13 protein-coding genes, 4 pseudogenes and 1 other annotated feature are annotated in these 14,498 nt (G+C 63.1%); of the genes and pseudogenes, 11 read left to right on the top strand and 6 right to left on the bottom strand.

Translation table 11 applies throughout. The features are described from left to right. Positions 1 to 2: 2 nt before the first annotated feature. A complete protein-coding gene (locus ACTDI4_RS18215; protein WP_442842488.1) occupies positions 3 to 218 on the bottom strand; it encodes a hypothetical protein in 216 nt (71 codons plus the stop codon). Beyond that, positions 215 to 964, bottom strand: coding sequence for a COG4280 domain-containing protein (locus ACTDI4_RS18210; protein WP_442843394.1), 750 nt, complete (start codon positions 962 to 964; stop codon positions 215 to 217). Before ACTDI4_RS18210 ends, ACTDI4_RS18215 begins: the two co-directional genes overlap by 4 nt. 234 nt (positions 965 to 1,198) lie before the next feature. Here ACTDI4_RS18210 and ACTDI4_RS18205 point away from each other — a divergent pair, with 234 nt between their 5' ends. The 9 genes from ACTDI4_RS18205 (at position 1,199) to ACTDI4_RS18165 (ending at position 9,582) form a co-directional block, all read left to right on the top strand. Then, positions 1,199 to 1,456 (top strand): hypothetical protein, encoded by a 258-nt coding sequence (locus ACTDI4_RS18205; protein WP_442842487.1) that lies wholly within the window; start codon positions 1,199 to 1,201, stop codon positions 1,454 to 1,456. Positions 1,457 to 1,518: 62 nt separating this feature from the next. Then, the gene (locus ACTDI4_RS18200) at positions 1,519 to 2,289 is read left to right on the top strand and encodes a COG4705 family protein (RefSeq protein WP_442842486.1); all 771 of its coding nucleotides are present in this window, start codon (positions 1,519 to 1,521) and stop codon (positions 2,287 to 2,289) included. Positions 2,290 to 2,366: 77 nt separating this feature from the next. Further along, entirely contained in the window at positions 2,367 to 3,044 is a 678-nt protein-coding gene (locus ACTDI4_RS18195; protein WP_442842485.1) for a winged helix-turn-helix domain-containing protein, read from the top strand. Further along, on the top strand, positions 3,031 to 4,410 hold the full coding sequence (locus ACTDI4_RS18190) for a sensor histidine kinase (protein WP_442842484.1): 1,380 nt from the start codon (positions 3,031 to 3,033) through the stop codon (positions 4,408 to 4,410). Before ACTDI4_RS18195 ends, ACTDI4_RS18190 begins: the two co-directional genes overlap by 14 nt. 110 nt (positions 4,411 to 4,520) lie before the next feature. After that, complete coding sequence (locus ACTDI4_RS18185; RefSeq protein WP_442842483.1) at positions 4,521 to 5,108, top strand: hypothetical protein; 588 nt, start codon at positions 4,521 to 4,523, stop codon at positions 5,106 to 5,108. Between the two features lies 1 nt (position 5,109). Beyond that, positions 5,110 to 5,772 carry an ABC transporter ATP-binding protein gene (locus ACTDI4_RS18180; protein ID WP_442842482.1) on the top strand — a complete coding sequence of 221 codons (663 nt, stop codon included), beginning with the start codon at positions 5,110 to 5,112 and terminating at the stop codon, positions 5,770 to 5,772. After that, a complete protein-coding gene (locus ACTDI4_RS18175) occupies positions 5,765 to 6,448 on the top strand; it encodes an ABC transporter ATP-binding protein (RefSeq protein WP_442842481.1) in 684 nt (227 codons plus the stop codon). The genes ACTDI4_RS18180 and ACTDI4_RS18175 overlap by 8 nt, the downstream gene beginning before the upstream one ends. Then, a complete protein-coding gene (locus ACTDI4_RS18170) occupies positions 6,442 to 9,090 on the top strand; it encodes an FtsX-like permease family protein (RefSeq protein ID WP_442842480.1) in 2,649 nt (882 codons plus the stop codon). The genes ACTDI4_RS18175 and ACTDI4_RS18170 overlap by 7 nt, the downstream gene beginning before the upstream one ends. A 177-nt stretch (positions 9,091 to 9,267) precedes the next feature. Beyond that, complete coding sequence (locus ACTDI4_RS18165) at positions 9,268 to 9,582, top strand: DUF1344 domain-containing protein (RefSeq protein ID WP_442842479.1); 315 nt, start codon at positions 9,268 to 9,270, stop codon at positions 9,580 to 9,582. Between the two features lie 72 nt (positions 9,583 to 9,654). Here the strand turns inward: ACTDI4_RS18165 and istB are convergent. After that, positions 9,655 to 10,412, bottom strand: a pseudogene (gene istB / locus ACTDI4_RS18160) (IS21-like element helper ATPase IstB). Further along, a pseudogene (locus ACTDI4_RS18155) lies at positions 10,409 to 11,215 on the bottom strand (Mu transposase domain-containing protein); the annotation flags it as partial. The pseudogenes istB and ACTDI4_RS18155, both read right to left, overlap by 4 nt. 253 nt (positions 11,216 to 11,468) lie before the next feature. On the opposite strand from ACTDI4_RS18155, the gene ACTDI4_RS18150 reads away from it, so the two are divergent. Continuing rightward, the gene (locus tag ACTDI4_RS18150) at positions 11,469 to 12,698 is read left to right on the top strand and encodes an IS110 family transposase (protein ID WP_442841068.1); all 1,230 of its coding nucleotides are present in this window, start codon (positions 11,469 to 11,471) and stop codon (positions 12,696 to 12,698) included. 99 nt (positions 12,699 to 12,797) lie between these two features. Here ACTDI4_RS18150 and ACTDI4_RS18145 read toward each other — a convergent pair. Next, positions 12,798 to 12,983: pseudogene (locus ACTDI4_RS18145) on the bottom strand (IS21 family transposase); the annotation flags it as partial. Between the two features lie 51 nt (positions 12,984 to 13,034). On the opposite strand from ACTDI4_RS18145, the gene ACTDI4_RS18140 reads away from it, so the two are divergent. Continuing rightward, positions 13,035 to 14,263 (top strand): IS3 family transposase gene (locus ACTDI4_RS18140; RefSeq protein WP_442843326.1). Its coding sequence is split into 2 segments (ribosomal slippage): positions 13,035 to 13,323 and positions 13,323 to 14,263, totalling 1,230 coding nucleotides; the frame shifts between segments, so codons are not numbered across the junction. Further along, positions 13,316 to 13,432: a sequence feature (AL1L pseudoknot), on the top strand. Its footprint overlaps the gene before it by 117 nt. A gap of 35 nt (positions 14,264 to 14,298) precedes the next feature. Here the strand turns inward: ACTDI4_RS18140 and ACTDI4_RS18135 are convergent. Continuing rightward, positions 14,299 to 14,433: pseudogene (locus ACTDI4_RS18135) on the bottom strand (IS21 family transposase); the annotation flags it as partial. Positions 14,434 to 14,498: the final 65 nt, after the last annotated feature.

The raw sequence follows: 14,498 nt of genomic DNA, 5'->3' as shown, positions 1-14,498 counted from the left end.
GCTCACTTGTGCCTGTGCCGTGCTTCGCGCAGCGTCGCCTCGACCAGAATGGCGAGACAGCCGCCCAACAAGACCAGGCCTGCGACCAGCGGGGCAGCGTGTGCCGTGAGCAGCAGTACGGCAACGACTGCGACCAGAACGAGCGTCGCAAGGGTGAGCCGGCCATCGGCGAGGAACATGCCGAGCAGTTCCCTGGTAACGTCTCCGAGTACATTCATCGCAGGGCCTCCCTCCGTGATTGCCGCAGCAGCGAAACGGTCGCAAGCGCGACTGCGAGGAACAGGGCAACGAACACCAGCAGCGCCAAGTCCTGGCCCGGCCAGTCGATGCCGAGTCCTTCCCCGGTCCAGAACACGCCAAAGGCGGAGAGCATGACGCCCACGCCGAATTTCAGGGTGTTTTCCGGCACGCTGGCAAGCGGCTTATGGACGAGGACACCGATGGTGAGAACGGTCGCGCAGGCGACCAGCGCGCCAAGCGCTGCAGGCCAGAGCAGCCCCCGGCCCGCGCCCACCGCGATGACGATGAAGACGACCTCCAGGCCTTCGAGCAGAACCGCCTTGAATGCCGCCATGCCGGCAATCCAACCAAGCGCGTTGTTCCTGTCGTGACCTGCCTTCTCGAATTGCGCCTGTTCGGTTCGAAAGATCGCCTCTTCGTCATGTAGGGCGATGATACCGGCGGCCCGCAGGATGGCCTTGCGCAGCCATCCCATGCCGAACAGAAGCAGAAGAACACCGATCACCAGCTGAAGAAGGTGCAGGGGAACCCGGTCGAGCAGCGGGCCAAGCAGAAGGATCAACAGTCCCAGCACGGCCAGTCCTGCTGCAACTCCAAGAAAGGCCGGCCTCCAGCCACGCATCGTCGCGACAGCCAACACGATGGTGAAGGCCTCCACCACCTCGACCAGCGAGGCCAGGAATGCCGAGCCGATCGCCGGGGCGGCGATACTCCAGGAAACCATGCTCATAGCCGACCCGCCTTGCTGCCTGGAAGCTGCATGACCGGGTTGGCCAATGCGCGCGAACCTCTGCGCTGTCAAGATCGCTGCTGTCCGGATCGGCAGTTCTTACAAAATGGTAAGCTGCCGGACAGGTTCCCGTGAATTCCCTTGGCTATTGCTTTCGGGCCGGACGGCATTCGTCCACCGTATCTGCCATTCGCCCCATCGCCATCTCCCAAGCAAAGGAACTCAATCGTGAAAAAGCTGGCTCTTTTGTTCGCCTTCGGCTCGATCGTAGCCGCTTCCCCGATAGCCAACGCCGTGGCGGCGACGGTCCCTTGCGAGACCGTGCTGAAAGATCTGCGCGCAACCGTGAAAGCGGCAAAGCTCGACGATGCGGCAAAGGCCAAGGTCAACGAACTGGAGAGCAAGGGCATCGAGCGCTGCAACGCCGATGACGACAAGCGCGCCGACGAGTTCTTCAGTCAGGCCATGAAAGTGATGGGCAAATGAGTTCCGCCGATCGCCGCCAATCACAGTCTGCGCGCCATGGCGTCCTGCTGGGCTCAGCGAGCGTGGAAGCGCCAGTCAATCGGGTCCCTGCCGTCGACATTCCCTTCTGGCTGATCAAGCTGATGGCGGTGACGATGGGCGAAACGGCCGCCGACTATCTCGCCGTCAATCTCGGCCTCGGACTGACGATGACGTCGCTTATCATGACCGGCATCCTCGTCATGGCGCTGGCTCTGCAGTTCGCTCAAAGGCGCTACGTGCCGTGGGCCTACTGGCTGGCGGTCGTGCTCATCAGCATCGTCGGCACTCTGGTCACGGATAATCTGGTTGACAATTTCGGCGTCCGACTGGAGACGACCACGATCTTCTTCAGTGTCGCGCTGATGGCGACATTCGCCGTCTGGTACGCGAGCGAACGCACCCTTTCGATCCACACGATCTTCACCACCCGCCGCGAGATCTTCTACTGGCTGGCGATCCTGTTTACCTTTTCGCTCGGAACCGCCGCCGGCGACCTGCTCGCCGAAACCTTCTCCATGGGCTATCTCGCCACCGGGCTGCTCTTCGGCGGCGTGATTGCCATGATCGCCTTTGCCTACTACGCGCTCGGCCTCAACGGCATACTGGCCTTCTGGCTCGCCTACATACTGACACGGCCGCTCGGCGCATCTTTCGGCGACCTGCTCGCGCAGCCCGTAGAATATGGCGGTCTGGGCTTCGGCACCATCTACACCAGCCTGATCTTCCTCGGCTGCATCGTGGCGATCGTCATTTACATGTCGGTATCAAGCACCAGGCGGGAGGACGAGGAACTGGCCGTGGACGCGGAATAGCACTGTCGCGCTCCTGGCGCTTGCCTCTTTCCTCCCGAATGGTAGCGTCAAGCCGGCGAAGCAGGACGGACGCCTCCATGCGACTTCTCATCGTCGAGGACGACCGCAAGACGGCCGACTACATCGTGAAGGGCCTGAGCGAAGCCGGGCATGCCTGCGATTGCCTGGCAGACGGCCGCGATGGCCTGTTCGCGGCCACGCGGGAGAGCTATGACGTGATCGTGGCCGACCGCATGATCCCGGGCCTCGACGGCCTTTCCATGGTCAAGGCGATCCGCGCCGCAGGCGTGCGGACCCCGATCCTTTTCCTGACATCCGTGGGCGGCGTCGACGACCGTGTCGAAGGCCTGGAAGTCGGCGGCGACGACTATCTGGTCAAGCCATTCGCCTTTTCGGAACTGTCGGCGCGTATTGGCGCGCTTGGCCGCCGGCCGCCGGCGCAGGACCAGAGGACGACCCTCAAGGTCGCCGATCTGGAGATGGATCTGCTTGCCCGCCGGGTGACCCGACAAGGGCAGATGATTGAGCTTCAGCCGCGCGAATTCAGGCTGCTCGAGGTGCTGATGCAGGCGGAGGGCCGGGTCATGACCCGGACCATGCTTCTGGAGCGCGTCTGGGATTTCCATTTCGACCCCAAGACCAGCGTCGTCGAAACCCACATCAGCCGCTTGCGGACCAAGATCGACAAGCCGTTTTCGACACAACTTCTCCACACCGTCCGCAGCACGGGCTACTGCCTGCATGCGCCGGCTTGATCTTCTGCGCAGCACGCCGTTCAGGCTTGCCCTGACCTTCGCGTTCCTGTTCGTGCTCGCCTTCGTGCTTTCGGGGCTCGTCGTCTACCAGTCGATGCGGGCCGATCTTTCCGACCGCCTGAGGAAGACGGCCGCGGAAACCTTCTCGGTCGTGGCCGCCACCTATGCCGGAAACGATCTGGAGGACCTGATCGCGACGGTGGACAGCCACTCCCGGCTGTCCTCGCCGAAAGAGCAGCTTTATTCGCTGAACGGGCCGGATGGCCGGCATCTGGCCGGCAATCTCGTCGTCACGAACCTTCCCGCCGGGTTTTCCGTGCTGAACGACGGCATGCCCGGCGTGCCGGCGGAAGCTAGTTATGGCGCCTATACCGGGCCTGTCGGGAAAAACACGCTTACCGTCGCGTTGAGTTTTTCCCAGACCGAGGCGCTGGAAGCTCTCGTACTGGTGAACTTCGGCTGGGCCACGCTGATCGCCGCCGGGTTGGCCGTGGCCTGCGGCACCGTTCTGGCATTGCGCGTCCAGCGCCGGCTCGACGCGATCGCGGCGACAATGGTGGAGATTTCGCATGGCAAGCTCGACGCCCGGATTCCGCTGATTGGCAATGGCGACGACATCGACGGGGTATCTGCGCAGGTCAACGCCGCGCTCGAACGCCTGTCGTCGCTGGTCGAGGGCATGAAGCAGGTTTCCAGCGACATCGCCCACGACCTGAAGACACCGCTCAATCGTCTCCAGATGATCCTCGAAGGGGCTGCGGAAAAAACATCGTCGGGCGAGGATATCGCCACCGATCTCGTCGAGGCGCGCGCCGAGAGCGCGCAGATCAACGAAACCTTCGAGGCCTTGCTGCGCATCGCCCAGATCGAAGCAGGTGCCCGCAAGGCCCGGTTCAGCGACTTCGACCTGGACGATGTGGTCGATACGATAGCGGAAATCTATGCAGAGGTCGCGGAAGACGACGGCAAGACGCTGTCGATCCGCCGGACCCTGGAGGGGCCGGGAGGTCGAATAAGGGGAGATCGGGAGCTTCTCACCCAGTTGCTGGCAAATCTGGTGGAGAATGCGCTTCGGCATTGTCCGCCAGGTACGGTAATTGAACTGTCCGTGCGGCGGCATGGCGACCGCATCGTGGTGACGGTCGCCGACAATGGCCCGGGCATTCCCGCCGAAGAGCGGGAAAAGGTATTCCGGCGGCTCTATCGCCTCGACAAGAGCCGCTCCACGCCCGGCAGCGGCCTCGGCCTCAGCCTCGTGCGCGCCATTGCCGACCTGCATGGGGCGTCGGTCGAACTCCAGGACCGGCAACCTGGCCTCGTCGTGGCGGTGGATTTTCCGAAAAGCGTGGCCTCACCCGAACAGTGACGCCCGCTCGGACTTACTCATAGCTTACCAATCCGTATGTTTCCCGCCAATCGGCCGTAAATCGGCGAGGGTAGGATCAGCGTTACCTTTCGCAAGGAAAGAACGCCAAAATGAGAAATGCCTCCCGTTCCGCCATCGTTTCCATGGCAGGCCTTGTGGTCGCTGCCGGTATATTGGCTCCGCTCTCGACGCTGCCGACCAGCGCCGCTGAAAAACCCGTCCCAGCCGAGAAAAGCCCGCCCGGCGACATACCCGACACGCAGGTTTTCATCGACTACGCCTCGCCGGAGGGGTTCACTCTGAAGGTGCCTGAAGGCTGGGCCCGCTCAAACCGCCCCGATGGCGCGAGCTTCGTCGACAAGCTCGACGGCGTCGTCGTTTCGGTTTCCAAGACAAACGCAGCTCCCACCGTCGAAAGAGCCAAGGCGGACTACGTTCCGAAATTGGAAACAGTCGAACGGGCGGTGAAGGTGACCTCGGTCAGGCCGGTTCAGCTGCCGGCGGGCCCAGCCATCCGCATCGTCTACACGTCCAATTCCGAGCCCAATGCGGTGACCGGCAAGCAGGTGCGCCTCGAGAACGAACGCTATCTCTATTTCAAGGACGGCAAGCTAGTCACGCTTGAGTTGTATGCCCCGAAGGGGGCGGACAATGTCGACCAATGGCAATTGATGTCGCAGTCTTTCCGGTGGAACTGACGTGTCGGTTCTGGTCGCCCACGAACTCTATCGGTTCTACCACATCGGCGACGACGAGACGGCGGCCCTGCGCGGTGTCAGCCTCCATTTGTCGGCAGGCGAGTTCGTCGCCTTGACGGGTCCGTCGGGCAGCGGCAAGTCTACCTTGCTGGCCTGCATTACCGGGCTCGATGAACCGGATGGCGGCCGGGTGGAGGTGGGCGGCCTGCGCCTGAGCCGACGCTCGGAGGCAGTGCGGGCACGCTTGCGCGCCGCCAATTTCGGCATCCTCCTGCAATCGGGCAACCTGTTTGCGCATCTGACGGTGGAAGAGAATATCCGTACCCAGATGCTGCTTGCCCGCAAGCCGGACGCAACGCGCCTCCACCAGCTCGTCGAAATCGTCGGGCTGTCCCGTCGGGCCCACGCCTTTCCAACCGAACTCTCCGGCGGTGAAACGGCGCGTGCCGGCCTCGCGGTGGCTCTGGCCGCCGACCCGCCGATCCTCGTTGCAGACGAACCCACCGCCGAAGTGGATCGCGACACGGAAGCCCGGCTCATCGACCACTTCCAGGCGAGACGCAGGACCGGCCTGACGACCCTGCTGGCGACCCACAGCAAGGCATTGGCGCAACAGGCCGACCGGATCGTTCGCCTGCTGGACGGGAGGATCGTCGATGCCTGAGCCGCTGGTCGTCGGACAAAAACTCGGCCGGGATTTTCCCGACGGAAGCGGCAGCCGGATCGCGGTCCTGCGCGACGTCGATTGCCAGATCGACCACGGCGCGCGCATCGGCCTTGTCGGCCCTTCGGGGTCAGGAAAGACCACGCTGCTGCACATTCTGGGCGGGCTGGATCGGCCGACGAGCGGCACCGTTGAATGGCCGGCACTCGGCGCAATCGACCAGCTTCGGCCATGCGGAATCGGCTTGGTTTTCCAAACCCCCAGCCTTTTTCCCGCCCTCACGGTGGCACAGAACGTCGAGCTGCCATGGATCCTGGCGGGCAAGAAACACGCGACCGGGGAAGTCGGGATCGATTTGCTGGACGCCTTCGACCTTGGCGACCTCGCCGACAAGCTACCGGAGGAACTATCCGGCGGACAGGCGCAGCGTGTGGCAATGGCCCGAGCACTGGCAGTCGGGCCCAAGCTCATCCTAGCTGACGAGCCAACCGGACAGCTCGACAGCATCACCGCACAACTCTTCTTCGACATCGTGCTGGAACGGCTGGCAGGCACCGATACGGCACTGGTCGTGGCCACCCATGACGAAGCCGTGGCCGCCCGTATGGCGACCCGTTGGACACTGGATCATGGTCGACTAGGCCCCAACTGGTCAGGCGTTAGATCGAGATGCTAGTCCTGTTATGGCTTCGTGGTGTGATCGCCCGGCGCTTCCCGCGCATGGCGGGTGCGGCCGCAGGCATAGCACTTACGGTAGCGCTGCTGGCGGCGGTAGCTCTCTTCCTCGCCGAGGCCGCCGCCTCTATGACCGCGCGCGCAATTTCGGCTGTGCCGATCGACTGGCAGGTGCAAGTGGTGCCAGGAGCCAACGCGGCGGCGATCGGCAAGGCGCTGTTTGATTCAACACCGGTCAAGGCTGTGCATCAGGTACGATATGCGGATGTCGCCGGCTTCGAAGCCCGGACCGGCGGCACCACCCAGGCGACGGGACCAGGACAGGTCATCGCCTTCGACAACGGCTATCTCAGCGAGTTTCCGGCCGAAGTCCGGCATCTGTCAGGCAAGGCTGACGGTGTTCTGGTCGCGCAACAGACTGCGGCCAACCTCCACGCCGCGCCGGGCGACACCGTCGCAATCAACCGGATCGGCCTGCCGCCAGTCAACATGACCGTGGCCGGTATTGTCGACCTGCCCGATGCCGACTCGCTGTTCCAGGCCGTCGGGCTGCCGCCGCAGGCTGCCCCTCAAGCTCCCCCGGACAATGTGCTCGTGCTGCGGGAAGCCGAATGGCACCAATTGTTCGATCCGCAGCAAAGCACGCGCCCGGACACGACGCGGCTGCAACTGCACGTGCGGCTTGCACGGCAAGCGCTTCCGCCGGATCCTGTCTCGGCCTTCGCTTTCGTCGGCGGCGCACACAGGAACTTTCAAGCCCGGACAGTCGGGCAGGCACTGATCGCTGACAATCTCGGCGCACGCCTCGACGCTGTTCGAGAGGATGCGCGCTATGCCACGTTGTTGTTCCTGTTCCTCGGACTGCCAGGCGTCGCGCTGGGGGTGGTGCTGACCTTCGCCGTGACGGCGTCCGGCGGCACACGGCGGCGCATGGAACAGGCATTGATGCGCGTTCGCGGCGCCGCCATGTCGACGATTTTGGTTCTTTCGGCCGCCGAGGCGGGCGTGGCGGCGATCGCCGGCACAGTGCTGGGAATTGCGGGCGCGCTGCTGTTCGACACCCTTGTGCTGCACGGGGCCTGGATGCCAAGCTTGTGGGTGCTGGCTCCGGTGGCGTTGATCGGCCTCTCTGTGGGCTTTGTTGCCCATCTCTATCCGGCCTGGCGCGACGCACGCTCCAACACGGTAAGCGCTGCCCGCCGTGCCGTTGCTCGGCCAGAGATACCAATGTGGCGGCGCCTGTGGCTGGATGTGCTCCTGCTGGCGGCAGCCGGACTGTTCTTCTGGCAATCGGCCAGCACAGGATATCAGATCGTGCTCGCGCCCGAGGGTGTGGCCGCGACCGCGGTGGACTACAAGGCATTCATCGCCCCGGCCCTGTTGTGGGCGGGCACCGCACTTCTGACGTTGCGCCTGTCATACAGTGTGATCGCGGGCAACAGTCTATTGCTTCAGGCATTGATGAAACCGGTCGCGGGGCGGCTTGCCCCCATCGTGGCGACTGCGCTGTCGCGGGAGGCCCAGCGCCTGACCCTGGGCATTGCGATGACCGCGCTGGCCATCTCGTTTGCTACATCCAGCGCGATCTTCAATGTCACCTACAACGCTCAGGCGCATATCGACGCCGAACTGACAAACGGCTCCGAGGTCACCGCGTTCGGCACTTCCGAAAGACCTGCCGGCGCGCATCTGGCCGCTCTGGCGGCATTGCCGGATGCTGCGGCGGCGGAGCCAATGCAGCACCGCTTTGCCTATGTCGGCAACGATCTGCAGGATCTCTACGGTATCGATCCCAATCGTATCGGGCGCGCCACGAACCTCTCCGACGCCTATTTCGGCGGTGGCGATGCCAGCGCCGCTCTTGCAGGACTGACTATGACCCCTGACGGCGTACTCGTCTCTGAAGAGACGGTGCAGGACTTCCAGCTTCAGCCGGGCGACACGATCAATCTGCGGCTGACGAATGCCAAGGACCACCAATACCATCCGGCGCCGTTCAAGTTCATCGGCGTCGCGCGCGAGTTTCCCACCGCGCCGAAGGATTCCTTCCTCGTCGCCAATGCTGCCTATATCGCGCGCGTGACCGGTTCTGATGCGGCCGAATATGTCCTGATGCGGGCCAAAAGCAATCCGGCGATGTTGGCCGGCCAGGCGAGGTCGGCGCTGGGATCCGATCCTTCGATCAAGGTCGCCGACATTGGCCAGGCTGCCCACCTGATCGGGTCGAGCCTGACGGCAATCAATCTGGCCGGGCTTACCACGATCGAACTGGCGTTCGCCGTGGTGATGGCTGCCGCTGCGGGCGGCCTGGTTCTGGCGCTCGGCTTCATCGAGAGGCGCCGGAGTTTCGCGATATTGAATGCGATCGGCGCCAAGCCCAGGCAACTCGCCGCCTTCCTGTGGGGAGAAGGCCTTCTTGTCGTTGTCGGTAGCCTCGTCTTCGGACTCTTGTCGGGCGTGGCGACGGCTTGGATGCTGATGAAGTTGCTGACGGGGGTATTCGATCCCCCACCGGAGGCGCTAACAGTTCCCTGGCTCTATCTGGGGATTGTTCTTTCCCTAATGGTCGCGTCCGTCATCGCTGCCATCCTCACCACCGCTCCGCCGTCAACGTATAGCGCTGAATTCCTCAGAGATCTCTGAGCGTTGCGCCCTGGCAACGCTGACTGTTCCCAAGCGGAGCCTTACCGATTTGTATGTTTGCGGCAAAGCGGCCGCAAACAGCGTGTCCCAAACCCCATCAATGTCCGTCGGATCTTCCGGCGGCCACCGTTGGAGCCAGTCTCTCGGCCCGATCAACCGACAACAGGAGCATGAAACATGAAGAAGGCTGTCATCATCGCGGCATTGGCGCTTGCGACCGCCGCGTCCACGGTCGTTTTCGCCAAGGAAATGACCGGCACGATCAAGGCCATCAACAAGAACAATGATTCAATCATGCTTACTGACGGAAAGACCTTGAAGCTGCCGGAAGGCATTGAAGCCGAGACGCTCAAGGCTGGCGAAAAGGTCACGATCGTCTACTCCAGCAAGGCCGGCAAACTGATGGTTTCGGACATCCACGCGGCCAAATGTCAACGGCGGAGCAAAATCAGGCCAAGCGGCGGCGCAAAAGTAGGCCACTTGGCGCCGTAAGCGGGGAACGTCGGGAGGGCGTAGCCCGACCAGAGTTTCCCGCTTGCGGCGTCGGCAATTTTTCGAGGGGTTTCAGCCGGCCTTTCGGGTACGACTTTGGGCGAGACGATAGCTTTCGCCGTTCATCTCGAGGATGTTGACGTGGTGGGTGATGCGGTCGAGCAGGGCGCCGGTCAGACGTTCCGATCCCAGCGTTTCGGTCCACTCGTCGAAGGGAAGATTGCTGGTGATCAGCGTCGCGCCGCGCTCGTAGCGTTGCGAGATCAGCTCGAACAGCAACTCCGTCCCGGTCTTGGAGAGCGGCACGAAGCCCAGCTCATCGATGATGAGAAGCTTGTAGGCGGCCATCTGCTTCTGGAAGCGTAGCAGCCGCCGGTCATCGCGCGCCTCCATCATCTCGCTGACCAGTGCGGCGGCCGTGGTGAAGCCGACGGCCAGCCCCTCTGGCAGGCGGCCAGGCCGAGCCCGAGGGCGACATGGGTCTTGCCCGTGCCGCTAGGACCGAGCGCAATGACGTTCTCGCGCCGCTCGATCCATTCGCAACGCGCCAGTTCCTGCACCTGCATCCTGGTGAGCTTGGGGATGGCGTCGAAGTCGAAGCTGTCGAAGCTTTTGACGATCGGGAACCTCGCCGCCTTGATGCGGCGTTCGACCTTGCGGCGATCCCGCTCAATCATCTCCCGTTCGGCAAGCCGGGTCAGATATCCGACATGATCGACGCCCTCGGCGGCGCATTGCCGGGCCAGCTTCTGATACTCGCGCTGGAAGGTCGGCAGCTTGAGGATCTTGAGATAATGGGAGAGCAGGATCTCGAGCGCCTCGATGCTCATGCCGCTTCTCCCGCATCCGACGACAAGAGGCGCATGTACGCCTTCGCCGATGTCTTCTCGACCGTTGCCCTTGGCAGGTAGGGATAGATTGACAGGTCCAGTCGCGGCGGCCGCCGCTCCACCCGGCACAGGAGCAGGTGCTTGACCGCATCGAAGCCGATCGCACCGAGATGCAGGGCCTGCTTCACCGCCGCATGCAGGTCAGCAAGGTCGAAGCTTTCCAGCAGGCGGAGAACCTGCACATACTCGCGCCGGCCGTGCTTTGCCATGCGCGCCTCCATCAGGCGGCGCAGCGTAGCAAACTCCTCCGGCAGGTTCCAACCCTGGAGAGGGGCAGCCTGATCCAGCGCATTGATCTTCTGCTCGATCAGCGGCAGGTAATGGACGGGATCGAAGACGATGTCCTCACGATCCCAGCACCGCGGATGGCGGGCAATGATCTCGCCACGGTAGCCGATCACTACCTCATCGACATAGCCTCTGACACAGACGTCCTGATGGCCATAGGCGACCGGCACGGATAGTCGTTGGTCTTGTAGCGCACCAGCGACTGGGCCGTGACACGGGCGCTGGTCTGGTCGCAGGCATTGAAGGGCGAAGCCGGTAACGGGCGCATGGCGGGCGAGATCGCGCTGCAGCCGCTCGCCGATCGTCTCGCTCTCGCCCCGTAATCTGTCGCGCTGGCGCTTGCGACATTGCTCTTCCAGTCAGGCGTTGAATGCCTCCCATGTCGCGAACCGCGGGATCGGCACCATGAAGTTGCGACGCGCATAGCCGACAAGCCCCTCGACGCTTCCCTTATCTGGCATGATCGCGCTGACGCCTCGATATCTTTGCCGCACTTCGGTGGCAGGCGCTATGGTGAGACCATTCGGGATGTGGGGCGTCGGGAGCACGCGAGTGCGGGCAGGCCGAGCGAAAGACATGGGCTGCGAGCCCGAGCCTTTATATGGTCGCCCCTGCGGCTTACCCGAATGCGCTGCGAGCGCGGATCCGTAGTTGCCGTGTAGCCCGCCAGCTCCTGAGAAGAGGGATGACATAGCGAAAGGGGTAGATATGCGCATCATCGGCATGGATATCCACCGCGTCTTCGCCGAAGCGGTGGCCCTTGAAGATGGAGAAATCAAGCGACTTGGCCGGATCGGCATGACGCGGGAGCATCTGGAAGACTTTGCCAGAACACTTCTGCCGTCGGATCATGTCGTGGTGGAAGCGACCGGCAATGCGACCGCGGTTGTGGAGATCCTCGCTCCGCGCGTGGCAAGGGTGGCCGTGGCAAATCCGTTGCAGGTCCATCTGATCGCCAAGGCGAAGATCAAGACCGACGCGATCGACGCGCGCGTCCTGGCGCAACTCTATGCCGCAGGTTTCCTGCCCGAGGTCTGGATTCCCGATGGCGCAACCTTGGCTCGCCGACGTCAGGTGACGCGCCGAACGCAACTTGTCCGGCAACGGACCCGTCTAAAATCGATCGTCCAGTCGATCCTGCACGCGAACCTGATTCCACCCTGCCCATTTGCCGATCTCTTCGGCGGCAAGGGGCGGATCTGGCTGCGGGCCCAGTATCTACCGGACGACGAGCGGGAGGCCATTGAACGGCACGTCGAGGAATACGACCGCCAGTCCGATGCACTCAAGGGAGTGGAGCGTGACATTGCACGCGCCGCCTTGTCCGATCCGAACGTGACACGATTGATGACGATCCCGGGCATCGACATGGTGGTTGCTGTCGGATTGATGGCGGCGATCGGCAAAATCGAACGTTTTGACAACCCCGACAAGCTGGTCGCCTATATAGGTCTCAATCCAAGCGTCCATCAATCCGGTGAGGGACCGGCCCATTATGGTCGGATCACCAAACGCGGACGCGCAAATGCCCGCCATCTACTGGTCGAGGCGGCCTGGCAGACCGTTCGAAGCCCCGGGCCGCTACACGCTTTCTACGAGCGCGTGCGGGGCAAACGCGGCAATCACATTGCCGCAGTTGCGGTCGCCCGCAAGCTGGCGGTGATCATCTGGCATCTGCTGACGAGAGGTGAAGATTACAGCTGGGTCCGCCCCTCGCTACACGCCAAGAAACTTCGCGACCTCGAACTGCGCGCCGGACATCCGCCGCGACGCGGCCAGAAAGGCGCCGGCTACGACTACAACATCACGCAACGTCGCCGGGAGGAGCGCAACCGCGCTCAGCAGGCCGAAGGCGCATATCGGCGAATGACGGCCGGATGGCGACAAAGAGGGCCCCGCTCAAAACCCACGGACGCCACAAATGAGGAGCGACAATGATCAGGCTGCGCCGCAGGGCTTGAACCTCATGCCCTGCCGTTCACCACGTGGTCGCCCGTGGGCCTGAAGAAAATATCACAGATTCCGTCAAAAGGGCTATTCGATCTCATCCGTGTCATTGCCCTTGCCGGGGCGGCCATAGCGATCCCGGATCAGGTAATGGGACAGGAAGCCGCTGGACAGCGCTGCCCGTTTGCGCGGGCCGTCGGGCAGGATCTTCGCCACCAGGCAGCGGTCGTTGTCGTAGACGATCGACTGCGGCACCGTGCCGAAGAAGGAGAATGAACCGCCCCGGGTTTGCCGGAGGCTCCAACTTCCCAATAGGATGGAGCCATGATGAGCAAAACGACGAACAAGTTTTCCCCTGAGGTGCGCGAGCGTGCGGTGCGGTTGGTATTCGATCACGAGGCTGATCATTCTTCGCGCTGGACTGCCTGCCAGTCGATAGCGGCAAAGATCGGCTGCTCGGCGCACACGCTGCTGGATTGGGTGAAGAAGGCCGAGATTAATGCTGGCAAGCGAGCCGGCGTTCCGACAGACATGGCCGAGAAGATGAAGGCTCTTGAGCGGGAGAACCGGGAGCTTCGGCAGGCCAACGAGATACTGCGCAAGGCGAGCGCTTATTTTGCCCAGGCGGAGCTCGACCGCCCATTCAAACGATGATCGCGTTCATCGACGATCACCGCGAGGCGCATGGGGTCGAGCCGATCTGCAGGGTGCTGCCGGTCGCCCCGTCGACCTACCACGATCATGTCGCCAAGCGCGCCGATCCCGAGAAGCTGTCGACGCGGGCGAAGCGGGACCTCGCGCTGAAGCCGGAGATCGAGCGCGTCTTCGCCGAGAACTTCGAGGTCTACGGCGCGAGGAAGGTCTGGCGGCAGATGCTGCGCGAGGGCTTTGATGTCGCGCGCTGCACGGTCGAGCGGTTGATGGCCGACCTCGGCCTTCACGGCGTCATTCGCGGCAAGCCGATCCGCACCACGGTGCAGGACAAGGCCGCGCCGTGCCCGCTTGACCGCGTGAACCGGGTCTTCCACGCGCCGGCCCCGAACATGCTCTGGCTTTCGGATTTCACCTATGTCAGCACCTGGTCGGGCTTCGTTTACGTGGCCTTCGTCATCGACGCCTACGCCCGTCGTATTGTCGGCTGGCGGGTGAGCAGGACCGCCCATGCGAGCTTTGTGCTCGACGCTCTCGAACAGGCCTTGCACGAACGCCGACCCGTTCATCGCGGTGGTCTGGTTCATCATTCGGACCGCGGATCGCAATATGTCAGCATCCGCTACACCGAGCGTCTCGCCGAAGCCGGCATCGAACCGTCTGTGGGCAGTGTCGGCGACAGCTACGACAACGCACTGGCCGAGACGATCAACGGCCTCTACAAGGCCGAGGTCATCCATCGCCGGGGACCATGGCGAAGCTTCGAGGCGGTCGAGTTCGCCACGCTGACCTGGGTCGACTGGTTCAACAATCGCCGGCTGCTGGAACCCATCGGCAACATCCCGCCGGCCGAAGCCGAGGAACGCTACTACGCCATGCTGGAAGAACCGGCCATCGCGGCATAACTTAAACCAGAAGGCCTCCGGCAAACCCGGGGCGGTTCAGTCTCGTCCGAGCGCAGCACCTTGCGGACCACTTTCCGCGAGATCTTCAGCTCCCGGCAGATCGCCTTGATCGACTTCCCCTGCACCAGCGACAGCCGGCGTATCTTTGCAATCGTCTCCACAACCAACATCCAAAACACAAATGCCTCCGATCAAACCGGAGGCACTTTGATGACCCCACGTTAAGGGGTCCCGT

Source organism: Mesorhizobium sp. PUT5 (assembly GCF_052216645.1).
Lineage (GTDB): Bacteria > Pseudomonadota > Alphaproteobacteria > Rhizobiales > Rhizobiaceae > Mesorhizobium.
This window is presented reverse-complemented; position numbering and strand designations above follow the sequence as displayed.

Excerpts from the sequence above, each read along its gene's own strand:
- ACTDI4_RS18215 (WP_442842488.1), bottom strand. The coding sequence starts at position 218 with ATGAATGTACTCGGAGACGTTACCAGGGAACTGCTCGGCATGTTCCTC.
- ACTDI4_RS18210 (WP_442843394.1), bottom strand. The coding sequence starts at position 964 with ATGGTTTCCTGGAGTATCGCCGCCCCGGCGATCGGCTCGGCATTCCTG.
- ACTDI4_RS18195 (WP_442842485.1), top strand. The coding sequence starts at position 2,367 with ATGCGACTTCTCATCGTCGAGGACGACCGCAAGACGGCCGACTACATC.
- ACTDI4_RS18190 (WP_442842484.1), top strand. The coding sequence starts at position 3,031 with ATGCGCCGGCTTGATCTTCTGCGCAGCACGCCGTTCAGGCTTGCCCTG.
- ACTDI4_RS18185 (WP_442842483.1), top strand. The coding sequence starts at position 4,521 with ATGAGAAATGCCTCCCGTTCCGCCATCGTTTCCATGGCAGGCCTTGTG.
- ACTDI4_RS18175 (WP_442842481.1), top strand. The coding sequence starts at position 5,765 with ATGCCTGAGCCGCTGGTCGTCGGACAAAAACTCGGCCGGGATTTTCCC.
- ACTDI4_RS18170 (WP_442842480.1), top strand. The coding sequence starts at position 6,442 with ATGCTAGTCCTGTTATGGCTTCGTGGTGTGATCGCCCGGCGCTTCCCG.
- ACTDI4_RS18165 (WP_442842479.1), top strand. The coding sequence starts at position 9,268 with ATGAAGAAGGCTGTCATCATCGCGGCATTGGCGCTTGCGACCGCCGCG.
- ACTDI4_RS18150 (WP_442841068.1), top strand. The coding sequence starts at position 11,469 with ATGCGCATCATCGGCATGGATATCCACCGCGTCTTCGCCGAAGCGGTG.